The organism is Pantoea sp. EKM20T (genome assembly GCF_011800485.1).
Lineage (GTDB): Bacteria > Pseudomonadota > Gammaproteobacteria > Enterobacterales > Enterobacteriaceae > Pantoea > Pantoea agglomerans.
This window is the reverse complement of the sequence record NZ_JAALFW010000001.1, coordinates 247,171-273,990: the sequence shown is the minus strand read 5'-3', so window position 1 is coordinate 273,990 and position 26,820 is coordinate 247,171. Positions and strand designations below refer to the sequence as shown.

The following is a 26,820-nucleotide window of genomic DNA, read 5'->3' as shown; positions in this document are numbered from 1 at the left end:
GCGCACTGTCTGCGCCTCCCCTTTTTTATTACGACTTCTGCAACTTCTGCTCGTTCTTCTGACGCAGATGCTTCGCCCGACTCTCCAGCCCCAGATAGAGCACCAGCGCTAACAGCAGCGGCAGGATAAAGTAGAGCACGCGATAAGCCAGCAGCGCCGCAATGATAGTGCCATGCGAGGCGTGCTGACCGCTGAGTAACGCCAGGAAGACCGCTTCCAGTACGCCAATGCCCGCCGGAATATGAATGATTACCCCGGCAATACTGCTGATCAGCAGCACGCCCAGCACCATAGGATAACCGACGTCTCGTCCCAGCAGCAGCCAGATAATCGCCCCCATCACCATCCAGTTGGCACAGGAAACCGCAAACTGCAGCAGCGCCATGCGCAGCGAGGGCAGCTGCAGCGTTTGGCCTTTTACCGTCCAGCGACGCTGCTTTGAGAAGGCACAGGCCCAGAGGTAGGCCGCCACCAGCACCAGCAGAGCGCCACCAATCAGCCGCAGGGTGGTTTCACCAATAAACCAGCCGCTGGGAATCGACACCATGCCCGCACTGAATACCACGCCCGCCAGCAGAATATAGCCCAGCCAGTTAGTGGCGATGCTCAGAGAGAAGATGCGGGTGATGGTGCCGCTATCCAGCCCTAACCGTGAATAAAGCCGGTAGCGCATCGCGACGCCACCCACCCAGGTGCTCAGCGTCAGGTTGAAGGCGTAACAGATAAACGACACCAGCATTACCTGCCGCTTCGCCAGCTTATGGCCGCAGTAGGCGCGTCCAATCAGGTCATAGCAGCCATACACCAGGTAACTCAGCACCACCAGTCCGGCGGCGGTCAGTACCACAAAGCGGTTGTAGTTAACGATGACGTCATAAACATCTTCCCAGTTCACTTTGCGGGCATAGACCACCAGCAGAACCACCACCGCGATGAAAAAGAGCACGGTGAGGATTTTTTTCGCCAGTTGCCAGCGTGGATGTTTTTTTGCCATCAGGATTTTGCTCCCGGGTTATCAGTTTCAACGCGATCCTGCGTCTCCATTTCAGGCTGTACCGGCTCACCCACCTGGGCCAGCAGCGGCGTATGCGCCGGCAGCCAGCCAGCGATGGCCGGGAAATGGCGCAGGAAGTGGAATACCACCACGCTTTTACTCAGTTGCCACCAGTTGCGCGGCGGTAAGCGATCTTCCTGCACGCGCTGGCAATCGTTGGCCAGCAGCGCTTCCAGGTTATCGCGCAGCGTCTGGTTAAACGGCCTGTCGTGGATGATCAGATTGGCTTCGAGGTTAAGTGACAGGCTGAGCGGATCGAGATTGCTGGAGCCGACGGTGGCCCAGTAGTCGTCTTTTACCGCGATCTTGCCGTGCAGCGGGCGACGGATATATTCGTAGACTTCAACGCCGCCATCGACCAGATAGTTGTAGAGCAGCTCCGCGCCCACTTTCACAATCGGCATATCCGGTTCGCCCTGCACAATCAGTCGCACCCGGACGCCACGCTGCGCGGCGTTGCGCATCTCACGCAGCAGCCGGTAACCCGGGAAGAAGTAGGCATTGGCGATAATCACATCCCGCTTCGCCTCACGCAGCATCTCCAGGTAGTGGACTTCGATGTCGTCACGATGCTCGTCGTTATCGCGATAAACATAGAGCACCTGAGCATCGCCGGGCGTGGCGTTGACCGCCGGACGATGAGAGCGCGATCCCCACCAGCGGCGGGTATTCTGTTCGCTGCCAATCGCCTGTTGCAGATAGCGGGCGATGTCGCCCACCACCGGGCCTTTGACCTGCACCGCATAATCCTGTTTCGCTTCCGGGCCATAATCGGTGTTGTGCTCGGCCGAGAAGTTAATGCCGCCTACAAAGGCTACCACGTCATCCACCACCACGGTTTTGCGGTGCAGGCGGCGGAAAACGTTGGTGCGCATCCCCATCACCAGCGGACGCGGATCGTAATAGATGAAACGCACGCCAGCGCTGGTCAGGCTGTTAACAAATTTGTCGGAGAGTTCGGCAGAGCCATAACCATCGACCATCACTTCGACCCGCACGCCGCGCTGGGCTGCCGCCAGCAGTTCGCGGTGCAGGGCGTTGCCCACGTCATCCTCAAACAGAATAAAGGTTTCGATTAATACCGTACGTTCCGCCCGCTGGATCGCGCCAAAGACCCGCGGGAAAAACGCTTCGCCATTTTCCAGCAACAGCAGCCGGTTGCCTTCCTGCCAGCTAAAATTCATAGGTGAATCTCCACCGCCAGCGGCGCATGGTCGGAAAGATGGGACCAGGGCTTGCGCGGCAGCGCCCACGGATGACTGACGGTGGCGTTGCGGACATAGATGCGGTCAAGCCGCAGGATCGGGAAGCGCGCCGGGAAGGTGCGCGCCGGGCGTCCGGTTTTCATGCTGAATACCTCTTTCAGGCCTGCGCCATGTTTCAGAATGGAGTTAGCGCGTCGCTGCCAGTCGTTGAAATCGCCCGCCACCACCACCGGCGCGTCGGGCGGCAGTGAGTTAACCATTTCACATATTTTCTTCATCTGCGCGTGACGATGGGCCACTTTCAGACCCAGATGAACGCAGATGACATGCAGCGTGCCGTGCGGCTCGGGCAGGGCGATCTGGCAGTGCAGCATGCCGCGGTTTTCACTGCCCGCCACCGAGATATCCCGGTTCTCATAGTCGGCGATCGGGAAGCGAGACAGCACCGCATTGCCGTGATGCCCCTCCGGATAGACCGCATTACGCCCATAGGCGAAATCGTTCCATATGGTGTCGGCCAGAAACTCGTAATGAGGAGAATCGGGCCACTCCTCATGGTTAAGGGAGTGGATGGCATGCGTGCCCATCACCTCCTGCAGAAAGACCACATCCGCCTCCGTTGCGCGAACGGCATCGCGTAATTCGGGCAGGATGAAGCGGCGATTGAAAGGGGCGAAACCCTTATGTGTATTGATCGTCAGGACTTTTATTGAAAATCCTTGCTTGTTTTGTGGCATACTCGCGACGCACTCCTTTTCATCATCAATAGAATCAAAGTGTAGTCTTTGTCACAAATGGGTGGTGAAAGAGGGCGAAAATTAGGGCGTTATCCGAAAATTGTTTTACATTGAGGAAATCGTTTCCGGCTTGTGCCGGTAGCACTTGGGCGACCTGTTGGGTCTGCCAGGAGAACTGAATGAAATGGTCTAATCGTATTCAAATTATCACGGGTCAAACGTTGTTGCATATTGCTATGCATCTGCTGGTGATCGCTGCACTGATCTGGGGCTGGAAGCACAAAGCGCTGGTTGATGTCTGCAGTACGCTGGTGGCGATGTACGCACTGGTTTTTGTTGCCATGCTGGTGACACAGCGCATTGTCCGTTTACGTACTCTCGGCGATTATCTTGAAGAAGCGACCACCACTTACTACTTTGGCGCCGCCATGATGACACTGTTCCTGGTGTCGCGGATTTACCACAACAACCTGCTGCTGGCGTGTCTCGGCGTAGTGATGTTGCTGGGTCCGGCGCTGGTCTCGCTGCTGGTGAAAGAGCCACCGCGACGAATCGAAAACAAACGTAGTTAAGTTGAAGGCCACCGGAAGGTGGCCTTCCTGTTTTCAGGCGGTTAAGTTGTGTCAGGAAATGTGAGCTATCTCGCACACTTCTCTTAAAGCTGTTACACTCGCCCGCTTACGCATCGTAGTTTGCGCCCTTTTCACGCGTCAGCCCTGGCTGGCGTCACTATCCCTCTGAAAACTACACCGTGAATCACGGTCAGAGCGGACCGGAGTAAATCACTTAATGTCTTTTGACTCTCTCGGCCTGAGTGCCGATATTTTGCGCGCGATCGCCGAACAAGGCTACAGCGAACCCACACCTATCCAGCGCCAGGCGATTCCTGTTGTGCTGGCAGGCCGCGATCTGCTGGCGAGCGCCCAGACCGGCACCGGCAAAACAGCCGGCTTTACCTTACCGATGTTACAAAAACTCTCTGCCACTGCCACGCCCATCCGCGGTCGTCGCCCGGTGCGCGCCCTGATCCTGACCCCAACCCGTGAACTCGCAGCGCAGGTTGGCGAAAACGTCAGCGACTACAGCAAATATCTCTCGCTGCGTTCCATGGTGGTGTTTGGTGGCGTCAGCATCAATCCACAGATGGTAAAACTGCGTGGCGGCGTCGATATCCTGGTGGCAACGCCTGGACGCCTGCTGGATCTGGCACAACAGAATGCAGTTGACCTGTCACAGGTCGAAATTCTGGTGCTGGATGAAGCGGACCGTATGCTGGATATGGGCTTTATCCACGACATCCGTCGCGTACTGGCACGTCTGCCGGCTAAACGTCAGAACCTGCTGTTCTCTGCCACCTTCTCTGATGAGATCAAAGGCCTGGCTGAGAAACTGCTGACCAACCCGGAAATGATTGAAGTGGCTCGCCGCAACACCGCCTCCGAGCAGGTCGCGCAGCAGGTGGCTTTCGTTGATAAGAAGCGTAAGCGTGAATTGTTGTCTCAGCTGATTGGCGAAGGCAACTGGCAGCAGGTGCTGGTCTTTACCCGTACCAAACACGGCGCGAACCACCTTGCCGAGCAGCTGGGCAAAGATGGCATCTCCGCCGCCGCGATCCACGGCAACAAAAGCCAGGGTGCACGTACCCGCGCGCTGGCCGACTTTAAGTCAGGCGGAATTCGCGTCCTGGTTGCCACCGATATCGCGGCCCGTGGCCTGGATATCGAAGAGCTGCCACACGTCGTGAACTATGAGCTGCCTAACGTCGCCGAAGATTACGTTCACCGCATTGGCCGTACCGGCCGTGCGGCGGCGACCGGTGTCGCACTGTCACTGGTCTGCGTCGATGAGCATAAGCTGCTGCGTGATATCGAACGTCTGCTGAAGCGTGAAATCCCGCGTCTGGCCGTTGAAGGTTATGAACCCGATCCGAGCATCAAAGCGGAGCCGATCATCAACGGTCGTCAGCAGCAGTCTCGCGGCGGTGCAGGTGGCGGCGGCGGCCGTGGTCGCAGCCAGGGCGGACAGGGTGCAGGCGCATCGCGCTCATCTTCATCCGGCGAAAAGCGTCCTCAGGCGCGTCGTCAGAGCCAGGCCGCTCCTCAGGGCGATAGGCCCGCAGCCCGTCCGCGTCGTCCGGCAGCAGCGAAGCGTACCGGAAACGTCTGAGTATGAGGGTTTTACTGGCACCGATGGAGGGCGTGCTGGATTCACTGGTGCGCCAGCTGTTATCGGAAGTAAACGACTACGATCTCTGCATCACTGAGTTTTTGCGCGTGGTCGATCAACTGCTGCCGGTAAAATCTTTCTACCGTCTCTGCCCCGAACTGCATAACGCAAGCCGCACGCCTTCCGGCACGCGGGTGCGTATGCAGCTGCTGGGGCAGCATCCCGAATGGTTAGCCGAGAACGCCGCACGTGCGGTGGAGCTGGGCTCATGGGGTGTGGATCTCAACTGTGGTTGTCCTTCTAAACTGGTCAACGGCAGCGGAGGCGGCGCAACTCTTCTTAAAGATCCCGATCTGATCTATCGCGGCGCGAAAGCGATGCGTGAAGCGGTGCCTGCAGATTTGCCGGTAACGGTGAAAGTGCGGCTCGGCTGGGACTCCAGCGCCCGCAGTCTGGAGATTGCCGATGCGGTGCAACAGGCCGGTGCCAGCGAGCTGGCGGTGCATGGGCGGACTAAAGAAGAGGGCTATCGCGCAGAGGCGATCAACTGGCAGGCGATTGGCGACATTCGTCAGCGGCTGCGCATTCCGGTGATTGCTAATGGCGAAATCTGGGACTGGCAAAGCGCGCAACACTGTATGGCGGTAACCGGCTGCGATGCGGTGATGATTGGCCGTGGCGCACTGAACATCCCCAACCTGAGCCGGGTAGTGAAATATAACGAGCCGCCGATGGCCTGGCCTGATGTGGTGCGGTTATTACAGAAATACAGCCGCCTGGAAAAGCAGGGCGATACCGGCCTCTACCACGTGGCGCGTATCAAACAGTGGCTCGGTTATCTGCGCAAAGCCTATGGCGAAGCCGATGGCTTATTCAGCGAAATCCGTGCGTTAAAATCGTCGGGCGACATTGCACAGGCGATTGATCGTCACGCACATGTTCATGGTTTGTGATAAAAAATCAGGCGACCCTTTAGTGACCTGACGGTATAGTGGGAAAAATTTCCTGGACCCCTTGCCTGCTATGTCTGACTCCGCTGTGTTGAGCAACAGCCAGCTCAACAAACGAATCCTCTCCGTTATTATCTTCACCTTCTTCTGCTATCTCTCTGTCGGACTGCCGCTGGCCGTGCTGCCAGGCTTCGTCAAAAATCATCTTGGCTTCAGCTCCTTTATCGCCGGACTGATTATCAGCATTCAATACTTTGCGACGCTGCTCAGCCGTCCGCAGTCGGGCCGTCTGGCCGATCGCCTTGGGCCAAAGCGGGTGGTGATGCTGGGACTGCTCTGCTGCGGTATGAGCGGGGTGCTGACTATCGTGGCCGCACTGCTGAGCGGCTGGTCGTGGCTGAGTCTGGCGCTGCTGGCCATCGGACGGCTGTTTCTCGGCGTAGGTGAAAGCTTCAGCAGCACCGGCTCTACCCTGTGGGGTATGAATATCGTCGGGCCGATGCAGACCGCGCGCGTGATCTCCTGGAACGGTGTTGCGACCTATCTGGCAATGGCCGTCGGTGCACCGCTGGGTGTGCTGCTGAACAGTGAATTTGGTATGAGTGGATTTGCCGGGCTGATTGCGCTGATGGGCGTGGCGGGCTATCTGATGGCCAGCCGCAAACCGGCGGTGACGGTCAGCGTGGGCGAGCGCATTCCGTTTCACCGCGTCTTTTCGCGCGTCTGGCTTTATGGCCTGGCGCTGGGCTTCGGCACCATCGGTTTTGGCGTTATCGCCACCTTTATCACCCTCTATTTTGCCAGCCGTGACTGGCAGGGCGCGGCCTATGCGCTGACGCTGTTCAGCCTGGGTTTTGTGCTGGTGCGTCTGGGGTTTGGTCGCTTTATTACCCGTTTCGGCGGGCTGCGCGTGTCGCTCTTCTCATTCCTGCTGGAATGTCTGGGACTGCTGATTATCTGGCAGGCGGACAGCGCCTGGCTGGTAGGGGCGGGCGCATTCCTTACCGGCAGCGGATTTTCGCTGGTCTTTCCGGCGCTGGGCGTTGAGGCGGTTAAACGGGTTGAGCGCCAGGATCAGGGCTCTGCGCTGGGCACCTATTCCGCTTTTCTCGATCTGGGCCTGGGCTTAACCGGCCCGGTGGCGGGATTGCTTATCGGACACTGGGGGATGCAGTCAGTCTATCTGGCGGCGGCGTTGATGGTGCTGGGAGCGCTGCTGATTACCCTGCGGCTTTACTGGCAGCAGCGGCTTATCGCCTGAATGACGATAAGCCGCAAACCGTTAAAAATGGCTGAACGCCCAGTAGAGCAGGGCAGAGAGCAGAACAGAAACCGGCAGCGTTAAAATCCAGGCGACGGCCAGGTTACGCAGCGTCGAGAGCTGCAAGCCGGAACGGTTCGCCGCCATAGTGCCCGCTACGCCGGATGAGAGCACGTGAGTGGTGGAAACCGGTAAACCGAAACCGTCTGCCGCGCCGATGGTCATCATCGCCACCAGTTCGGCGCTGGCGCCCTGGGCATAGCTCAGATGGGTTTTACCGATCCGTTCTCCCACTGTGACTACAATCCGGCGCCAGCCGACCATGGTGCCCAGTCCCAGCGCAATCGCCACCACCACTTTCACCCACATCGGAATAAAGCGGGTGGCGCTGTCGAGTTCCGTTTTCACTGCCTTGAGATTGCGTTCCGTCTCCTGCGGCAGTCTGACCTCGGCGCTCTGCAGATGCTTGATCGATTCTGACGCCAGATACATCTGGTTGCGGGTATTGGTCACCGCCTGGGCTGGAATGTTTTCCATTGAACCGTAACGACGAATCTCATCGCCGACTTCGCGCAGCGTCATCGCCAGCGCGGGCAGCACGTCGGGATTCATGCTGTTGCTGCCAACAAAGCCGGTCAGTACCTCACGGGCCGGTGGAGGATTGGCTGAGGCGGGTTGCAGCTGCAGCAGCTGATGGGCGGTCACTTCGTTCAGCGCCGCGACGCGCGGGATCTGGTCGGGTGGCAGCGATCGGTTCAGGGCGTAGGCGATCGGCATGGTGCCCACCAGGATCAGCATAATCAGCCCCATTCCTTTCTGACCATCGTTGGAGCCGTGCGCAAACGACACGCCGGTACAGGTCAGGATCAGCAGGCCGCGGATCCAGACCGGTGGCGGCTGATTGCTTTCCGGCGCCTGATAAAGCTGGCGATTGCGGATAAACAGTTTCATCACCCACAGCAGCAGCCCGGCGCAGACAAAGCCGACCACCGGGGATAGCAGCAGTGCATAGCCGACCTTCAATGCCTGATCCCAGTCAACTCCGCTCAGACCGCTGCGTCCGTGCAGCATCGCATTGGCAACGCCGACGCCGATGATCGAGCCGATCAGCGTATGGGACGACGACGACGGCAGCCCTAAATACCAGGTGCCCAGGTTCCAGATAATCGCTGAGAAGAGCAGCGCATAGACCATGGCAAACCCGCTGCCGCTGCTGGCCTGCAGGATCAACTCCACCGGCAGCAGTGAGATAATGCCAAACGCCACCACGCCGCTGGAGAGCAGCACACCCAGAAAGTTACAGAAACCGGACCAGACCACCGCGACGCCGGGCGTCAGCGAATGGGTGTAGATCACGGTCGCTACGGCATTGGCGGTATCGTGAAAGCCATTCACGAACTCAAAGCCGAGCGCAATCAGCAGTGCCAGCCCCAGCAGAAAGAACGGCAGATAGCTGGTGACCGGCATATTGGTCTCTTCAACATCGCTGACCAGATTGAGACCGGCGAACGCCAGTCCGGCAACCAGCAGAATGAAGAACAGTGGTTTACTGAAACGGCTATTTTTGCCGTTGAAATCGGGGCGACCTCGGGCTGATGAGGAGGAGAGACTGTTTTCGCTCATGGTGTACCTCTGGTGGCTGATGCCGGATGCTGATTTGCACCGGGTCAACGCAGTGTGATACGCGCTTTATATGACAGATTAATGATCGTCGGACGGGGCATTCTGAGCGGAGTGCGGGGAAAAACGCGGAAACGCAGGCAATAAAAAAGCCAGCGACAGGCGCTGGCTTCTGCAAGCAGGGCGGCAATTACGAGCTGGTATTGGCCGCGGCTGCAGGGGCTGCTGGTGTTACCGGAGCGGCCGGTGCGGCTGGCTCAGTGGCCGGCTGCTGTGGCTGCGCAGCATCACTGTTTGCACCCTGAGAGGTGACTGGCGTCATTGGCTCTTCCTGTGGCACAGCCTGCGGGTTTTCCGGCATCGGAACTGGCGCAGTCTGGATGTTGTTCTCCACGCCGTTCACTTTTACTGGCATACCGGTACGGCCCTGAATCGCGCCATTAACCTGATCCTGATTGACGCTGGCATCAACCAGAACTTTGCTCACCGCCTGATTCAGCGTAATCGGCACCAGCTCACGCGAGTTGAACTGCTCTTCGGTGGTCGACAGCGGGTTATGCACTTCTACATACCGTGAACCGTCTGGCTCCACGGTCGCTTTTACCGGCTGATCAACAAACTGTACGCGCGTACCGACCGGCACGTTCTGATACAGCCATTTAATATCTTCAGCGCGCAGACGCACACAACCATGGCTCACGCGCAGGCCGATACCGAAGTTGGCGTTGGTGCCGTGAATCGCATAGAGACGACCGATATAGAGCGCATACAGGCCCATCGGGTTATCCGGGCCTGGCGGGAAGACCGCTGGCAGGGTTTCACCGCGCGCCGCGTAATCCGCATGCATGCCTTTGGTTGGCGTCCAGGTCGGGCCATCTTTTTTACGTTCTACCGCTGTGGTCCAGTTAATCGGGGTATCTTTACCCAGCTCACCGATACCAATAGGCAACACCACCACGGTTTTGCTGCCTTTCGGATAGTAGTAAAGACGCATCTCCGCGCTGTTAATCACAATGCCTTCACGCGGTGCATCCGGCAGGATCAGCTGCTGTGGGATGATCATTTTGCTGCCAGCCTTAGGCAGATAAACGTCAACGCCCGGATTGGCTTCCAGCATATTGCTAAGGCCCATCTGGTACTGCGCCGCAAAAGCTTCCAGCGGCAGTTTGCTGTCTTCAGGGACAGTAATTTCGATATTTTCACCGATCAGACGGCTGTTGGCCGGCGGTAACGGGTAAACCACAGCAAAGGCTGACTGGCTGAAGGCCGCCAGAGCCAGTGCGATTGAAGCGAAAGCGCGAATGATTTTCATATTTTACAATTCTTTATCGCCATATTTCAGGCTGGTCAGTGTGTCGAATTCATGCTGGCCAATGTGACCTGCTGCGCATTATATGTTCATTAATCTGACGTTGTGAATCGGGATTTTAACCTGCCTGCAATACTTTACGTAAATTCACCGCGGATGTTAGCGCATTTACCGGAAGCAGGGCGCTAAAAATGGGGCTTTCCGGGCTTATCGCTGACTAAGGTTGCCACTGTGTTTGTTCGCCGCTGAGTTTGCGGTTCAGGAAAAAGGCGGCACTGATTAACGCCAGATGGGTCAGCGCCTGCGGCGTGTTGCCCAGCGCATGGCCGTGGCTGTCAAACTCCTCCGCGTAGAGGCCCAGTGGATTGGCGTAGCTCAGTAACTTTTCAAATTCAAAATGCGCTTCCTGAATCCGGCCCGCGCGCGCCAGACACTCGACATACCAGAAGGAGCAGGCTCCAAAGGACCCTTCTGAGCCTTTCAGGCCATCAGCGGGCGTCTCATGCGTATTGTAACGGCGCACCATACCGTCGCTGACCAGATTGGTTTTGATCGCATCCAGCGTGGCAATCCAGTCCGGGTCGGTGGCTCCCACAAAACGCACCAGCGGCATCAGCAGCATTGAGGCGTCGAGATGTTCGCCATGACGGGTCGAAGAGAAGTGTCCCCGCTCACTGTTCCAGAAGTTAGCCCAGATATCTTCGCGGATCTCCCGGCGCGTCCGATCCCAGCGTTCATAAGGCATCGGCAGCGATCGCTTCATGCCCAGACGCAGTGCGCGATCCATCGCCACCCAGCACATCAGACGCGAGTGCAGGAAATGTTCCGGTTCACCGCGCATCTCCCAGATACCGGCATCGGGCTGATCCCAGTTCTCACACAGCCAGTCGATCATTTTGACGACATGTTCCCAGCCGCGCTGGGAGATCGCCTCACCATATTTATTGGCCAGATAGACCGCATCCATCAGCTCGCCATAAATGTCGAGCTGGGTCTGCTGCCAGGCGTCATTGCCGATGCGCACCGGACGGGAGTCGGCATAGCCGGAGAGATTCAGCAGCTCCATCTCGTGCAGTTCGGTGCCGCTGTCCAGCCGGTACATGACCTGCAGGCGCATCTCATCGTGATGGCTGTTTTCAACGCAGCGACCAACCCAGTGGGTAAAGTGTTTGGCTTCATCGATGTAGCCCAGCCGCATCAGGGCATACATGCTGAACGAGGCGTCACGGATCCAGGAGGCGCGATAGTCCCAGTTGCGTTCACCGCCCAGCTCTTCGGGCAGGCCAAAGGTCGCTGCCGCCGCAATAGAGCCGTGCTGATGTGAGGTCAGCAGTTTGAGGACCAGCGCCGAACGCTGCACCATTTCGCGCCAGCGTCCCTGATAGTTACTGTGGGCGCTCCAGCGTCGCCAGTAGTTCAGCGTCTCTTCAAAGCAATGTTCGGTGGTCAGGGCTTCGATATGCGCATCATCCACGCTGCCAAATTCAAACTGCGCATGTTCACCGGGTTGTAACGTGAAGAGGGCGGTCGCGCTCTCATCCTCCAGCGTCATCGCCACGCTGGCGGCGAGGCGCAGCGACGGCTGGCCTTCGGCATGAAAATCGATACAGCCGTTGTGCGCCTCTGCACGGGTCTGCGCCCGGGCATAGTCGTGACGCGGTGAACAGCGCAGGCTAAAGGTCGCGCTGCCGCGAACCATTTTGACCCGCCGGATCAGACGCGGCAGCTTGTCCTTGTCATCACAAATCGGCATGTAGTCGGTGATCTCCGCCACGCCTTCATCATCCAGCCAGCGGGTCTGCAGGATGTTGGTATCGGGCAGGTAGAGCTGCTGACGTCGCGCATTGGGCCAGTCAGGGGCCAGGGAGAAAAGCCCGGCATCATCGCTGTCGAGCAGGGCGGCAAAGACCGACGGGCTGTCGAGTTCCGGCCAGCAGAGATAATCAATGGTGCCATCATTCGCGACCAGTGCGCAGGTGCGCAAATCTCCGATCACGCCATGGTCTTCAATCTTACGTTTTACCTTACTCATCCTCATCTCCCTGTCAGTGTCCATCCTAACTATAGCTGAGCCATCTGATGCGGCTTCGTTTGGGCACAGATGGTTAACGTACGGTTGAATGAGGCAGGGAAGGGGTGAGGGCGGGTGAGACATGGGAAATCGCCAGCAGGGTCGCCTGGCGCTGCTCAGCGTCGGCGACCTGTGCCATCGGTCAGCTCTCTCTTATAGCCGGTGGCGTCTGCTGGCGAATCCGTGGTTCATTTATTCCTGGTCGGCACGACGGTTGTGCCAGCGGCGGATCACCCAGCGCAGCGCAAAGGCGAATACCACTGCGCCGACCAGCCATAGCAGATGCTTCAGATGCTGGTCGAGTTTATGCAGCCACGGCGCGATGATGCCGCCCGCGAAATAGCCCAGGGTGACGAAGATCAGCGCCCAGATGACCGCCCCGATGACGTTAAGAATAAAAAATTTCATCGGATTGAGGCGGCTGGCCCCGATGATGATTGGGCCAATCAGTCGAAAGCCATACATAAAGCGCACGCCAATCACAAACAGGCTGGGACGGCGTTTAATCAGGCGGTTCGCCTTGACCACTTTATCCTGATGCTTTTTAAAGCGGCGCAGGATCTGCGTGCCCCAGCGGCGACCGACCCAGTAGAGCAGTTGATCGCCGACAATACCGCCACCCATCGCGGCCAGCACCACCCCCACGTAATGCAGCAGCCCCTCATGCGCGGCGACGCCGCCCAGCAACGTAAATGTTTCCCCCTCGGCGATACAGCCAATAAAAAGTGCCAGATAACCGTACTGCGTAATTAATGCGTTGATATCCAGATGCAAAATGACCCTCCCTGTTCAGTGACTGTTTCTTCCAGTCTATACGCGATTTGGCTTCGCTTCCGCCCGTGCCTCATGGGTCCGTTTATTTATGCTGTTTTTTTGTCCGATCACCACGAAAGTTTCGCTGCCGTTTATACTTGAGAGGACGCTGCCCCCAAAGACGGATGCATCATCGGGCGGCCCACTGCATCAGAGGAGTGAATCTATGAATCATGTCTGGGGTCTGCTGGCGCATCCGAATCAGGAAATGCGTCATATCAAGCAAGAGAATGAGAGCGTATCGCACCATTACACCCACCATGTTCTGCTGATGGCGGCGATTCCGGTGATCTGCGCCTTTATCGGTACAACTCAGCTGGGCTGGAATCTGGGCGAGGGGCAATATGTGCAACTCAACCTATTGACCGGGATTGGGCTTGGCATTCTGTTCTATCTGATTATTCTGGGTGGCGTCGCGGTAATGGGACGCGTGATTCACTGGATGGCACGTGATTATCCGCAGCGCCCCGGCGTACAGCGCTGTACGGTGTTTGCGGGCTATGTGGCCACGCCGCTGTTTCTCAGCGGGCTGGTGGCACTCTATCCGCTGGTCTGGCTCTGCGTGCTGGCGGGCGCGCTGGCGCTGCTCTACACCGGTTATCTGCTCTATATCGGCATTCCACTGTTTCTTAATATCGACCGTGAAGAGAGTCTGCGCTTTTCCGGTTCAACGCTGGCCATTGGCGTGCTGGTATTTGAAGTGTTACTGGCATTAACCGTGGTGCTGTGGGGATATGGACCGCATCTGTTCTGACCGACCGCTGCCGCCGCTCTGGCGGCAGTTCTCTTTTTACGCCCGGAAACACTCTCACCAGGAAATTTCTTAACCTTACGGGTATGATATCGCCGCCAGCCCGCGCTCCGACCTCACTGAAGCGGGCGGCCTGTGTCGGTCTGACACAGTACATATTCATAACCGGGTTTTTTCTACGATGCCTGCAAAAATTCGTTCCACCCTGCTTTCGCTGGCGCTGCTCGTTTCAGGGCAGATTGTTTCACTTCCGGCGCAGGCAACGACGTCGCTGTCGCAACTGGCGCCGATTGCTCAGCCGCAGATCGCCTCTGGCAGTGCGATGATTGTCGATCTCACGACCAATAAAGTGCTGTTTTCCAGCCACCCTGATCGGGTCAGGCCCATTGCCTCCATCACCAAGCTGATGACTGCTATGGTGGTGCTGGATGCGCATCTGCCGATGAACGAGATGATAACCGTCGATGTCAGCCAGACGCCGGAAATGCGGGGTGTCTTCTCACGCGTTAAGCTCAACAGCCAGATCAGCCGCCGTAATATGCTGCTGCTGGCGCTGATGTCCTCGGAAAACCGCGCCGCTGCCAGCCTGGCTCATGCTTATCCGGGCGGCTATAACGCCTTTATCCGGGCGATGAACGCGAAAGCGCGGTCACTGGGCATGAAACAGACCCGCTATGTGGAGCCAACCGGCCTGTCGACGCAAAACGTCTCCAGCGCGCAGGATCTGGTTAAATTACTCAAAGCGACGCGGGAATATCCGCTGCTTGGCGCGCTCAGCACCACTAAAGAGGAGACGGCGGTGTTTGCCCATCCGAGCTATGCGCTGCCGTTCCGCAACACCAACCATCTGGTCTATAAAGATGACTGGCACATTCAGCTGACTAAAACCGGTTACACCGATGAGGCGGGCCACTGCCTGGTGATGCGCACCATGATTAATAATCGTCCGGTGGCGCTGGTGGTGCTGGATGCCTTTGGCAAATATACCCACTTCGCCGACGCTAACCGTCTGCGCAGCTGGATTGAGACCGGTAAAGCGGCGCCGGTGCCGGCTGCCGCACTGGCCTATAAAAAACAGAAGTCGGGCCAGGTTGCCAGTAATGGGGCCAGCAGCGCCGACGTTGAGTAGAATATAGCCGGTGTTGCGCGCTGCGGACACTGGTATTACCTGCAGGCTGAGCGGGTATCCGGGATGATGCAGGCAGAGGCGTACAGCGATTTTCACGCTTCTGTCTGCACCGAATTAGCCCGAAAAATGCCCGTTATTCCTATATTGCCATCCCTTGCAAAGCCCTACACTACGCGCGACTGGCGAGGGAAGATCGCCTGATTTAAGCTGCCGGAATCTTACTCATATGTTTAAGCTACGATCCTTTTTTGCATTGTTAATGCTGGCGCTGGTGGCGTTTGCCCCGGCGCTGACGCTGGCCGCGGATGATAAGGCCACTGCTGCTCAGGAACAGGATGCGCCGCCGAAGCTGAATGCTGCGGTTGAACTGCCGAAAATGCAGAAGATCCTCGATAAAATTAAAAGTCAGGTCTCCGTTGATGCTGGCGAAAACAAGCTGACTCAGCTGAATGAAATGGCGCTTGAGCTCTCAGGCAGTGCCGACACGCTGGGCCAGGCGCTGCTCCCCGATCGCCAGCAACTGGAAGCCCAGTTGCAGGTTCTGGGGCCGGCACCTAAAGCCGACAGCGGCGTAAAAGAGACGTCGGAAGTGACGCGCAAGCGTAACGCGCTGGAGAGTCAGAAAAGCAAACTCGACGACCAGATCAAACAGGCCGAAGGCATTAAAAATGGCGCGCTGATGCTCTCCTCGCAGATTGTTAACCTGCGCCGCGATCAGCTGAAAAGCCAGCTGGCGCTGAACTCCGGCACCATTCTGGGGCCGCGCTTCTGGTCACCGCTGCTCAATAGTCAGGATCTGGATGGCGAGAAAATCGGTGAATTCCTGCAGGAGTTGCAGGACACTGCGGCACTCTCATGGGAGCCGGGCTGGCGCGTGGGCAGTGTCTTCTGGCTGCTGGCTGCGATGCTGGTAATGACGGCTGGCCGTCGTTACAGCGAAGAGTTTCTGGCCTGGATCAGCATTCACAAACTGCCGGAAGGGAAGCTGCGCCGCAGTTTCCTGGCGGCAGCGATAGCCCTGACCACCCTGGTGGCTGTCGTCCTCACCTTTAACTTTATCGCCCTGGCCTTTACCCGCCGTGATGAGGTTTCTGAAAACGTTCAGGACTTTGTGGATCAACTGGTTCGGCTCAGTGTCTTTTGTGGCCTGATTGCCGGACTGGGACGCGCTTTCCTCTCTACCCGTCGCCCCAGCTGGCGGTTACCGACCATCTCCAATGAAGTGGCGATGGCGTTAAAACCGTTTCCACCGATTACCGCCGTGCTGGTCTTTATCTTCCAGACGGTCGAAGCGTTTAACTACAGCGTCGGCACCAGCCTGAATACCACCATTTTTGCCAACGGGCTGACGGCACTGCTGATTGGTACTACCGCGCTGGCGATCAGCATGCGCACCAACCGGGTTCGTCGCCGTATGACCCAGGCGGGCACACCACCAGAGGCTCGTTCTACGCTGGTGGGACTGATCCAGATGGGCCTGACGCTGACCGGCATCGCCATTCTGGTGTCGCTGCTCATCGGTTACGTCACGCTGGCACGCTTCCTGAGTTATGAAGTGATCTGGTGCGGCCTGCTGTTTGGTTCGTTCTACTTCCTCAGTCATCTGCTCAACGATGGCTGTGAGAGCCTGTTCTCGACCAGTAACGCAACCGGTCGCCGTATTCAGAGTTCGCTTAACATCAATGAGCGTCATCTGCAGCAAACGGCTACGTTGCTGACGGCCATCGGTAAAACCTTCCTGGTGCTGGTTGTGGCGCTGGCGCTGGTCAACGGGACCTTTGCCTCTTCAACGCCGATTGAGCTGCTGCAAAAAGTGATTGAGTTCTGGGGCGGTAAAGGGCTTGAATCCCTGAATATCGTCCCGGCGCATATGGTGAATGCGATTATATGCCTGATCGTCGGCATCTATGTGCTGCGAACGGTGCGCCGCTGGCTCGACACTGATTTTCTGCCGAAAACCACCATGGATGTGGGCATGCGGGTGTCGCTGGTGACGCTGTTCAGCAACATCGGTTATGTACTGGTCATCCTGCTGACGTTGTCGATCATGGGTCTGCAGTGGAATAAGCTGGCCTGGATCGTCAGTGCCTTGTCGGTAGGTATCGGTTTTGGCTTACAGGAGATTGTGAAGAACTTTATCTCGGGGCTGATTCTGTTGACCGAGCGGCCAGTGAAGGTTGGCGATCTGGTGAGCATCAGCGGTATCGAAGGGGATATCCGCCGGATTAACGTGCGCGCCACCGAGATCCAGCTGGGCGATAAATCCACGGTGATTGTGCCAAACTCGCAGTTTATCTCGCAGAACGTGCGAAATGCCACCATGGGTAATGCGCAGGGGGTGGTCACGATTACGCTGACGTTCCCGCTCGACATCGATCCGGCGAAAGTGCGCGATATCCTGCTGGAGGTCTACAACGAAAATGAACGCATTCTGGAGACGCCAGAGCCATCCGTTTCGTTTAAAGACCTGACTCAGCAGGGAATTATACTGAGCGTCACCGGTAACGTGGCGGGTCAGCGCCAGATCGCAGGGGCGAAGAGCGATCTGCTGTTCGATATTCTGACGCGTCTGCGTAAAGAGGGCATCCTGCTCTCCACACCGCAAACCATGATTATCGAGCGCCGTCAGCAGATGGCGGGTGCGGAGCCGGTCCCCGAAGAGAAGCTGGTTTAGGTGTGAAAGGGCCGACTGCTGTCTAATGCTGATCAGTTAAGATCAGATTTGTAAAGGCTGCCACGGTCAAACGTGGCAGCCTTTTTTCTGGGCGAGCGAGCAGCAGCGGCGCTCAGGCCTTCACTATCGTGCCCTTTTTAACAATACACACTGAAGTTTCAGAGCAGGCTGGGGCCGGGCAGGGGCAGGTAATCCGCAGCGCTGAACAGAATGAGTCTGCCAGGAGAGCCCGCAGGACGCGGGCGAAAGGCGGGGCGGCACAGGATGTGCCATCCCCGGCGGTCCGTCAGGCAGGCGAATGAAGTGAAGGAACCGCGCAGCGGCGCGAGGACCGCCAGCCCCTGCCCGGCACCAGACTGCGTTATCCCCTGTCGCTTAACTGACTGCCATTAGACTTCTGTCGGCCTTTTTCATATTCAAACGCTGGCTTCTCAGCCCGTTCTCACTCCGCTTTTTACAGAGATTCAACGCGGCTGGTGCGCTGCCCGTCGCGGCTCACCGAGCGGATTGCCACCGCACCGCTGACCTGCGGCGGTCTGGTGGCATCGTAGCGCTGCCAGTTTGTGCCCTTGTCCAGGCTGTACTCCAGCGTCACGCCCGGTAAGGCCACGTTCATCGACAGGATGCCATCAACGATCCTGGCTCCCGGCACCGGCAGGCGATAATCGATGCCCGCCTTATCCAGCTTCGCCAGTTCCCGCTGTCCCAGCAGATTGGCAAATCTCTGCCAGTCATTCAGACGCGCCTGCTGATCGACCAGATGGGTTTTGCCCCCCGCATACTCCTGACCTGCCTTGTAATCCTGCTCCCAGCTGGCGCGGTGCCAGCTTCGTTCCGCTACTGCAAACAGGCGAGGATAGATCATGTGCTCCATTTGAGCGTCAGTGCGTACCGTTTCGCTCCACAGCTGGGCCGAAATGCCGTAAGCACCGCTCCAGGGCTTCTCTGATTTGGCGCTGAAAAAGTTGCCATCGCGATCCACCGAAGTTTCAGCATTCTGCGGCAGGTTGTCCGGCGCGAAGCCAAAGATTTTGCGCTCGTCGTTGAAGCGCGTGCCCCAGTAATAGCCGCGCTCCAGTGGGTTAACTTCATACGGAAAATCCAGATAGAGATAGTCGGGGCTGGAGATCACCACGTCGTAGCCTTTCTGTGACCAGTCACTGGCACTGTCAAAACCGCCCCAGTAGAGGGTGTCCCAGAAGTTGACCGCGACGCGCGGTGTGGCAAAGGCTGCTGAATCTTTGGCATTTTTTAAACCATCCTGCCAGGCCTGCATTTTGCCAATACCGTGCCGGTTAACGATGTCACTAACGGTCAGGGCAAAATAGCTCGGCAGGTGCGCCAGATCGTCTACTTTGCCGCTCTTCACCAGCGCCTGACAAACCTGCGATTTCGCCCACGGCAGATCTTCTTTACTCCAGTCGCGCAGACCGGTGCCCGGTTTAGGGTCGCGTTTATCCGAGTAGCCAGCACCCAGCCGGATATTCTTCGCTTCGTCACCGCCAAAATGCCAGACACCGAGCGGCTGTCCCGCTTCCCGGTGCATTGCCTGCATCTCACCGATCACTTTATCGACAAACCGCTGCGAACCCGCAATGCAGGGATTGAGATAGCTGGTGCGATCATAGAGCTGCACCGAGGTGGTATTGGAGTCGTCGGTGGGATCGATCAGGCGATACGCACTGGCCTGTTCAGATTGTCCCTCCTTCATCAGCCGCTGATAGCGCGCTTCCATGGCGATGACGGCGGCACGGGCATGGGCGGGCATATCGATTTCCGGGATCACCTGGATGTGACGGGCCTGCGCATACTTCACAATCTCGATGTAGTCGGCACGGCTGAAGTAGCCGCTGCCGTTGTTATCGCTGAACGGACCGGAACCGAGTTGCGGCAGCAGGCAGCGCTGTTCGCTCAGGTCATGGCAGCGTTTAGCCCCCACCTCAGTCAGTTCCGGTAAGCCGGGAATCTCAATCCGCCAGCCCTCATCGTCACTGAGGTGAAAGTGGAAGCGGTTCATCTTCCATGCTGCCATCTGATCAAGCAGCCGCATCACTGCCTGCTTAGTGTGAAAGTTGCGGGCAACGTCAAGAAACGCGCCGCGATAGGCAAAGCGTGGCGCATCATGGGCTTCCAGCGTGGCAATACGCGGCGCGCCTTCGGTGGGTATCAGCGAGAGAATCGACATCAGACCGTAGAACGCACCGGCAGCATCGTAGCCCACCACAATGGCGCGGCGGGGAGTGATATCCAGATCGTATGCGCCTGGTTTAGCCTGTTTGCCGCTGAAGTGACCCGGTTTGATCTGCGTCCTGATGGCAAATCCATCAGGATCTTCTTTCAGACCAAGCAGGGCCAGACGCTGCTTTACCGCCTCACCGGTTTCACGGGTCAGTCCGGTCAGAGACAGACTGACGCCACGGCTGAGATCGGCATCCTGCGGACGCAGTTTCACCTCAAGCGGCGTGGGTATGATTTGACCGCGCAGCGCGGAGGCGGGCAGGGTGGCAACGTCGCTGTTTTTATCAAACCGGCTGGCGGGTTGCATCAGGATATTCCGGTCATCGGCACTGCGTCGCCAGTTATCCCCCAACGGCAACACAAACTGGCTGGGATCTTCATGATCGGTGCTGGCAATAATTTTGGGGGTGGCCTGCCCGGACGTCACATACCAGCGCGGCATCACATCCGTGGCAAACAGCTGCCAGTATTCGTTAACGATCGGAATCTGCACCGATTCGCCCGCGCCAATGCCGGTGAACTTCTCAGTCGGCTCCAGCCGGGTCAGGTCGCCGACCAGATGGGTCATTTTAAACTGTTCGTTATCGACCCGCAGCGTCTGGTGGACGTTGCTCATGTAGATTGCCCAGTGTTTGTCGGTCAGGGCTGGGCCGTTATTGGTCAGGGTAATGGTGGCGCGATTGCAGGCGGCATAGTCGGCACCCAGCGCAGCGCAGTCGGTGCCATGAAGGGCGGCCTGATTATCGTTCACCTGATAAGTGACGCCAAACTGGCTGATCTGATTCACCACCTGCTGCGCTGACGAGCTGGCGTGGCCTGTGGCTGCAGCGCCCAGCAGAGTGAGCGCGATAAGGCTTAACTTAAACATATTGATTCATCCTTGCTGCTGAAGAGATATCCGGGAGTCTGCAGGGCGTCAGAACAGCGTAAACGGCACGATAACCATAAATTTGATGTCCTTCTCGTCCTGAAAAATATTGCCGTAACCGCCGCTGTAACTGGGCAGATTGCTGTGATTGTCGTAGCGGGTGTAATGCAGTTTAAACAGGGTATCTTTGGCGCGGCCCTGCTGGATTTGATAGATCAGATCAAGGTTCCAGGCGGACTCTTTCAGCCGCTGGCTCTGGTCAACGGTGAGCAGCGTGGCGGGTCTGGCATCCCAGCCCCAGACGTACGATGCGCCCACTTTCCATCCCGCCAGTTGCCACGGCGTTAAGTCGAGCATCGCCCCGGCAAAGATCGCTTTTTCGCCATTGGCGTTCCAGTCGGAACGGGCATCCCACCAGATATCCAGTCGTCCATTGGAACTGGCGTAGCCTGGCGTCATGCGCTGCAGGAAGAAGCCCTGATTCCCCTCTGCTTTGACCCAGCTGCCTTCGAGTCGCAGATCAACCGGGCCGACGGTATAGCCGACCGTGATTGCCTGTAACCAGGCCAGGCCGTCATAGACATCACGCGGATTAGCGGCACCCCCCGATACTTTGTCGTGTGCCCCGTAAAACTGATAGCTGGTGTAAAGTGCATTGCCGGCAGGCGTGGCTGACCACGAGGCTTTGGCAAAATATTGATCCATATAATCCGCCGCCTGGCCAAATGCGCCCTCAAGCACCAGGTTATTTTTGAAGTCATATTTCATACCGAACGAATGCAGGTAGCTGACAGGGGTTTTGCCATCAGCCTGACGAAAATCATATAAGTCACGATACCAGGGCGCTTTATATTTGTCGCTCCACATCCAGGAGAGCGATAATGTGCCAGCCTGCTGGAAATCATACAGCGCACCGACTTCGACGCCGCGATAGGTTCCGGGTAAGAAACTCCAGTGTGGTGCAATAATTGTCTGGCCGGTTGGCTGAATATAACCGGCACGCAACCAGTAATCGTTATATTTTAATTTCAGTGCGGCTTTATAAACAGAAGCACCGCCGCTGTCGCCATTCCACTTTTCATCCCAGCGGGTACGCGCCTTACTGAAGCCAATTTCATTGGGTGCGGCGGGGCCGCTGTTGGAAAGCTCAGCAGCACCGAAAATGGCGAGGTCCAGACCAATCCACTCTCCGGCATAGCCTGACTGATAGTCGAGATTACTGTTGAGTGAGGCATGATGTAAATTAGCCCGATACTGCCCCTGATATTCACTGGCGGGATCGGTGTCTCTGCGATCTCGCTGACGCTGCCAGTAAAAAACATTACCTTTCAGCGATGAGTCCTCAATAAATCCACTGGCGTAAGCCGGTGATGAACTTATTGCAGTTAACGCTATTAATACGGTGGCTATTTCAACTAACGCTAACGCGTAATTAATTTTTCGCATGATCATTCCTCCCTGAATGCAATCCGGATAATTAAGCAGAATATTATTATTGTGGCGGTACTCTATTTTTCGCGACGCGAATTATCAATTAGCAGCGTGGTGATTTGTGAACTATTGCGCAGAACCCGATGAGATAAAATAAAGCAGGTGTAATATGGGAGGGGAGATTAATATTTTGATGAAGATGTTAGCTATTGGCAGGGCTGCTGCAACGGGAGGCTGGCGGTGCGAAGGGCTTCCCGGTTGTATGACAATCAGCCTGCTCAGATAAGCAGGCTGACCGATAAGGCGATTAAACCTGCTTCACCGCCCATCCTTTTTGCTTGCTGGTTTTGCCAATCCCAGGATTGAAGCTGTTGGTGGGATCGAGCTGGCGATAGAACGCCGCCAGCTGCGGTTTGGCCTGATAGAGATGTCCGACATTATGTTCAGCGGGATATTCAGCACCCCGCGCCTGAAGAATCTCCAGCATCTGCGCTTTGAGCGCATGCACATCGACCCCTTTTCTGACGATGTAATCCTGATGAAACACATGACAGAAGAAGTGGCCATAGTAGAGACGATGGCTCAGCGAGGCGCGGATCTCATCGGGCAGGGTTTCGAACCAGTCCGCATCGTTACGACGCAGGGCGATATCCAGCGCCAGAATGTCCTCGACCTCATCAGAATGCACCGCGTGGTAGCGCACCGCCGCACCCGCCGCTGCGAAGCGATGCAGAAAGGCGTGCGCACCTTCTTTGCCTTCACACTCGAAGAATTCGCCACCGCCTTCACGGAAGTAGTCGCGCAGATAGTTACGCGCTTCCGCCACGCCGTCGCCAGACATCTTCAGCATCAGATGGTGTTCATATTTATCGCGATACTGCTTCATGCGTTTCGGCAGATGCGCCGGGAACAGTTTACTCAGGCGCTGCAACAGGCGATCGCTGAAGTGCGGTTTAACGAAGGAGAGTTTGCTCAGCCAGGCATCAACCCGCCCCTTCAGCGTGAAAAACAGCGGCATCTTGTCGGTGCCCAGCTTGTCGATCATCAGGAAGGTATCTTTGCCGTAGACTTCCGCAATGTCATAGATGTCGCGGTGCATATATTCGCCCGCCACCGGCAGATGGGTGAAATGCGCCAGCATGTGACGGCGAATATCGCTGAGAACACCGGGCTCGTTGGTGCCGATGTAAAACACCTGCTGCTGCGGTTCGCTGGCGAAGGTATCGAGTCGCACCGCGAAGACCGCCAGCTTCCCGGCACAACCGGAGGCTTCAAACAGGCGACGCGCATCGGCGTTATAGCGGGCGGGCGTATCCGCATCCACTTCACGAACCCGGTCGGCATATTCATGATCGGAGGCGTGACGGCCATCGTGCTGCACATCTTTGGGCTGCCAGCGGTCATCATCCAGCCGCCCCAGAATCTCTTCCGGTGACGTCCCAAGATCGATACCGAGATGGTTCACCAGCTTCAGTTTTCCCTGCGCATCAATCTGGGCAAACAGCGCCATTTCACTGTAGGCCGGTCCGCGTTTGATCAGCGATCCGCCTGAGTTATTACAGATGCCGCCCAGCACCGAGGCACCAATACAGGAGGAGCCAATCACCGAGTGGGGTTCACGCCCCAGCGGCTTTAGCGCTTTTTCCAGCTGGTAGAGTGTGCTGCCGGGGAACGCCAGCACCTGCTGGCCTTCGTCGATCAGCTGAAGCTTATCCAGCCGCAGGGTGCTGACAATCACCAGCGGACGATCGTAATCGTCGCCATGCGGCGTCGAGCCTTCGGTCAGGCCGGTATTCGCCGCCTGCATCAGGATAATGACATCGGCATTTACCAGCGTTTGCAGTACCCGCCAGAGCTCCAGCAGCGTACCGGGAAACGCCACCGCCAGCGCCTCGCCTTCGCCGGAGCGAAAGCCCTTGCGATAGCGCGCGGTCTGTTCAGGTTCAGTCAGCAGATGGGTGGGGCCGACCAGGCGGCGCAGGTCAGAAAGCAGGGCAGAGGTTTGTATCATGAGCAATTCCCTTGTCTTATCAGTGCGTCCTAACTGTAGCACGTCAACTCACCTCAACGCAGTGTGACAGCGGCAGCTACCTGCTATTCTCATCTTGTGGCACACTGCCGCCTGTTAATTCGATATTGCGCAGTTACTTAAGAGAACCCAACCTGATGAAATGGATTTACTCTGTTAGTCTCGCTGTCTCCCTCGCGATGCAACCGGCATTGGCTGAGACAGTGCCAGGTAACCACCCGATGACCGAACAGGCGCGGGATGCCTTCGTCAACCAACTGCTTAAAAAAATGACGCTGGACGAGAAGATCGGCCAGCTGCGTTTAATCAGCGTCGGACCTGATAATCCGAAAGAAGTGATTCGCGACATGATTCAGAAGAGTCAGGTTGGCGCGATTTTTAATACCGTAACCCGTCAGGATATCCGCGCGATGCAGGATCAGGCGATGCAGCTCAGCCGCCTGAAGATCCCGCTGTTTTTCGCCTACGACGTTATTCATGGTCAGCGCACCATTTTCCCGATTCCTTTGGCCCTGGCGTCGAGCTGGGATCTGGATGCGGTGAAAGAGGTGGGGCGCGTCTCTGCCTATGAAGCGGCCGACGATGGTCTGAACATGACCTGGGCGCCGATGGTGGATGTCAGCCGTGAACCGCGCTGGGGCCGTGGCTCCGAAGGCTTTGGTGAGGATACGTATCTCACCAGCGAAATGGGTCGCAGCATGGTGCAGTCGATGCAGGGCAAAAGTGCTGCCGATCGCTACAGCGTGATGACCAGCGTGAAGCACTTCGCACTCTATGGCGCAGTTGAAGGCGGACGCGATTACAACACCGTGGACATGAGCCCGCAGCGCATGTTCCAGGACTATCTGCCGCCTTATAAAGCCTCACTGGATGCGGGCAGCGGCGGCGTGATGGTGGCGCTGAACTCGATCAATGGCGTACCCGCCACGGCGGACAGCTGGTTGCTGAAAGATCTGCTGCGCGATAAGTGGAAGTTCAAAGGCATCACCATCAGCGACCATGGCGCAATCAAAGAGCTGATCAAGCATGGCGTCGCTAGCGATCCGCAGGAAGCGGTGCGCATCGCCCTGAAGTCGGGCGTCGATATGAGCATGAGCGACGAATATTACAGCAAGTATCTGCCCGCGCTGGTGAAGAGCGGCGACGTCACCATGGCGGAGATTGACGATGCGGCGCGCCATGTGCTCAACGTCAAATATGACATGGGCCTGTTTAACGATCCCTACAGCCATTTAGGTCCGAAAGAGAGCGATCCGCAGGACACCAATGCGGAAAGCCGTCTGCACCGGGCTGAAGCGCGCGACGTCGCGCGTAAGAGCATCGTGTTGCTGAAAAACCGCCTGGAAACGCTGCCGCTGAAAAAATCGGGCACCATTGCCCTGATTGGTCCGCTGGCAGACAGCCAGCGCGACATTATGGGCAGCTGGTCCGCCGCTGGCGTGGCGAAGCAATCCGTTTCGCTGCTGCAGGGCATGCGCAATGCCACCGAAGGCAAGGCTACGCTGCTCTATGAGAAGGGCGCTAACGTCACCGACAACAAAGGGATTCAGGACTTCCTGAACCTCTATGAGCAGGCGGTTTCCGTGGATACGCGTTCACCGCAGCAGTTGATTGATGACGCGGTCGCCAAAGCGAAGCAGGCCGATGTGGTGGTTGCCGCCGTGGGCGAAGCGCAGGGTATGGCGCACGAAGCCTCCAGCCGCAGCGACCTGGTGATCCCGCCGAGCCAGCAGAAGCTGTTAGCAGCACTGAAAGCCACCGGTAAGCCGCTGGTGATTGTGCTGATGAACGGACGCCCGCTGTCAGTGGTGAATGAAGATCGGATGGCCGATGCGATGCTGGAAACCTGGTTCAGCGGCACCGAAGGCGGCAACGCCATCGCCGATGTGCTGTTCGGCGATTACAACCCGTCGGGCAAATTGCCGGTTTCCTTCCCGCGTTCAGTGGGTCAGATTCCGATCTACTACAACCATCTGCCCACTGGCCGTCCTTACAACTTTGCTAAGCCGAACAAATACACGTCGCACTACTACGACGCGGCTAATGGCCCGCTCTATCCGTTTGGTTACGGCCTGAGCTATACCACTTTCACCGTGTCGCCGGTAAAAATGTCCTCACCGACCATGCCGCGTAACGGCAGCATTGAAGCCAGCGTGACCGTGACCAACAGCGGTAAACGCGACGGCGCGACGGTGGTGCAGATGTACCTCAACGATCCGGTCGCTTCCATCAGCCGTCCGGTGCAGGAGCTGCGTGGCTTTAAGCGCATCATGCTGAAAGCGGGCGAGTCGCAAACCGTGACCTTTAAAATCGACGTGGATGCGCTGAAGTTCTGGAACCAGCAGATGCAGCATGTTGCAGAGCCCGGCAAATTCAACGTGATGATTGGACTCGATTCCGTTCGTACCGAGGATGGGCAGTTCAACTATTTATAACCGTCAGCCTTTCCCCTGACGTCAGGGGAAGGTGACGCGGCGCGTCGTTAGCGTCCTGCTACGGCGCGCCGCGTCATAT

At 57.3% G+C, this 26,820-nt stretch carries 18 protein-coding genes; 8 read left to right on the top strand and 10 right to left on the bottom strand.

Going from position 1 to position 26,820, the window contains the following annotated elements; genetic code table 11:
• Positions 1-28: 28 nt before the first annotated feature.
• The 3 genes from HFD94_RS01260 to HFD94_RS01250 are packed head-to-tail and all read right to left on the bottom strand — an operon-like array spanning position 29 to position 2,996.
• Entirely contained in the window at positions 29-994 is a 966-nt protein-coding gene (locus tag HFD94_RS01260; RefSeq protein WP_060679786.1) for a lysylphosphatidylglycerol synthase domain-containing protein, read from the bottom strand.
• Positions 994-2,238, bottom strand: a complete 1,245-nt coding sequence (gene clsB / locus HFD94_RS01255; RefSeq protein WP_010260263.1) for a cardiolipin synthase ClsB — start codon at positions 2,236-2,238, stop codon at positions 994-996. The genes HFD94_RS01260 and clsB overlap by 1 nt, the downstream gene beginning before the upstream one ends.
• Positions 2,235-2,996, bottom strand: coding sequence for an endonuclease/exonuclease/phosphatase family protein (locus HFD94_RS01250; RefSeq protein ID WP_022626009.1), 762 nt, complete (start codon positions 2,994-2,996; stop codon positions 2,235-2,237). The genes clsB and HFD94_RS01250 overlap by 4 nt, the downstream gene beginning before the upstream one ends.
• Positions 2,997-3,175: 179 nt before the next feature.
• Here HFD94_RS01250 and HFD94_RS01245 point away from each other — a divergent pair, with 179 nt between their 5' ends.
• The 4 genes from HFD94_RS01245 to HFD94_RS01230 all read left to right on the top strand — a co-directional run bounded on the left by HFD94_RS01245 (position 3,176) and on the right by HFD94_RS01230 (position 7,373).
• Positions 3,176-3,568 carry a YbhQ family protein gene (locus HFD94_RS01245; protein ID WP_122889078.1) on the top strand — a complete coding sequence of 131 codons (393 nt, stop codon included), beginning with the start codon at positions 3,176-3,178 and terminating at the stop codon, positions 3,566-3,568.
• Between the two features lie 217 nt (positions 3,569-3,785).
• A complete protein-coding gene (rhlE, locus tag HFD94_RS01240) occupies positions 3,786-5,162 on the top strand; it encodes an ATP-dependent RNA helicase RhlE (protein WP_167432713.1) in 1,377 nt (458 codons plus the stop codon).
• Positions 5,163-5,164: 2 nt separating this feature from the next.
• Positions 5,165-6,115 carry a tRNA dihydrouridine(16) synthase DusC gene (gene dusC, locus HFD94_RS01235; protein WP_022626007.1) on the top strand — a complete coding sequence of 317 codons (951 nt, stop codon included), beginning with the start codon at positions 5,165-5,167 and terminating at the stop codon, positions 6,113-6,115.
• Positions 6,116-6,185: 70 nt separating this feature from the next.
• Entirely contained in the window at positions 6,186-7,373 is a 1,188-nt protein-coding gene (locus HFD94_RS01230; RefSeq protein WP_122889077.1) for an MFS transporter, read from the top strand.
• 21 nt (positions 7,374-7,394) lie between these two features.
• Here HFD94_RS01230 and HFD94_RS01225 read toward each other — a convergent pair whose 3' ends face one another.
• The 4 genes from HFD94_RS01225 to HFD94_RS01210 form a co-directional block, all read right to left on the bottom strand.
• A complete protein-coding gene (locus HFD94_RS01225) occupies positions 7,395-8,996 on the bottom strand; it encodes an inorganic phosphate transporter (RefSeq protein WP_062758120.1) in 1,602 nt (533 codons plus the stop codon).
• Between the two features lie 187 nt (positions 8,997-9,183).
• Complete coding sequence (locus HFD94_RS01220; protein WP_122889076.1) at positions 9,184-10,305, bottom strand: L,D-transpeptidase family protein; 1,122 nt, start codon at positions 10,303-10,305, stop codon at positions 9,184-9,186.
• 214 nt (positions 10,306-10,519) lie between these two features.
• A complete protein-coding gene (locus tag HFD94_RS01215; RefSeq protein WP_122889075.1) occupies positions 10,520-12,334 on the bottom strand; it encodes a glycoside hydrolase family 15 protein in 1,815 nt (604 codons plus the stop codon).
• Positions 12,335-12,565: 231 nt separating this feature from the next.
• The gene (locus HFD94_RS01210; RefSeq protein WP_033771195.1) at positions 12,566-13,147 is read right to left on the bottom strand and encodes a DedA family protein; all 582 of its coding nucleotides are present in this window, start codon (positions 13,145-13,147) and stop codon (positions 12,566-12,568) included.
• Positions 13,148-13,352: 205 nt separating this feature from the next.
• Between HFD94_RS01210 and HFD94_RS01205 the strand changes: the two genes are divergently transcribed.
• The 3 genes from HFD94_RS01205 (at position 13,353) to HFD94_RS01195 (ending at position 17,740) form a co-directional block, all read left to right on the top strand.
• Complete coding sequence (locus tag HFD94_RS01205; RefSeq protein WP_010260296.1) at positions 13,353-13,940, top strand: Yip1 family protein; 588 nt, start codon at positions 13,353-13,355, stop codon at positions 13,938-13,940.
• Positions 13,941-14,118: 178 nt separating this feature from the next.
• Positions 14,119-15,066 (top strand): D-alanyl-D-alanine endopeptidase, encoded by a 948-nt coding sequence (gene pbpG / locus HFD94_RS01200; protein ID WP_010669685.1) that lies wholly within the window; start codon positions 14,119-14,121, stop codon positions 15,064-15,066.
• A 226-nt stretch (positions 15,067-15,292) separates the two neighbouring features.
• Positions 15,293-17,740 carry a DUF3772 domain-containing protein gene (locus tag HFD94_RS01195; protein ID WP_010260302.1) on the top strand — a complete coding sequence of 816 codons (2,448 nt, stop codon included), beginning with the start codon at positions 15,293-15,295 and terminating at the stop codon, positions 17,738-17,740.
• Between the two features lie 454 nt (positions 17,741-18,194).
• Here the strand turns inward: HFD94_RS01195 and HFD94_RS01190 are convergent, their stop codons facing one another.
• The 3 genes from HFD94_RS01190 to dld all read right to left on the bottom strand — a co-directional run bounded on the left by HFD94_RS01190 (position 18,195) and on the right by dld (position 24,288).
• Positions 18,195-20,846: a beta-N-acetylhexosaminidase gene (locus HFD94_RS01190; protein WP_122889074.1), complete on the bottom strand. Its 2,652-nt coding sequence runs from the start codon at positions 20,844-20,846 to the stop codon at positions 18,195-18,197.
• A 48-nt stretch (positions 20,847-20,894) separates the two neighbouring features.
• Positions 20,895-22,292 (bottom strand): OprD family outer membrane porin, encoded by a 1,398-nt coding sequence (locus tag HFD94_RS01185; protein ID WP_122889073.1) that lies wholly within the window; start codon positions 22,290-22,292, stop codon positions 20,895-20,897.
• Positions 22,293-22,584: 292 nt separating this feature from the next.
• Positions 22,585-24,288 carry a D-lactate dehydrogenase gene (gene dld, locus HFD94_RS01180; RefSeq protein WP_010260312.1) on the bottom strand — a complete coding sequence of 568 codons (1,704 nt, stop codon included), beginning with the start codon at positions 24,286-24,288 and terminating at the stop codon, positions 22,585-22,587.
• Positions 24,289-24,443: 155 nt separating this feature from the next.
• Here dld and bglX point away from each other — a divergent pair, with 155 nt between their 5' ends.
• Positions 24,444-26,741 carry a beta-glucosidase BglX gene (bglX, locus tag HFD94_RS01175; RefSeq protein WP_010669690.1) on the top strand — a complete coding sequence of 766 codons (2,298 nt, stop codon included), beginning with the start codon at positions 24,444-24,446 and terminating at the stop codon, positions 26,739-26,741.
• Positions 26,742-26,820: the final 79 nt, after the last annotated feature.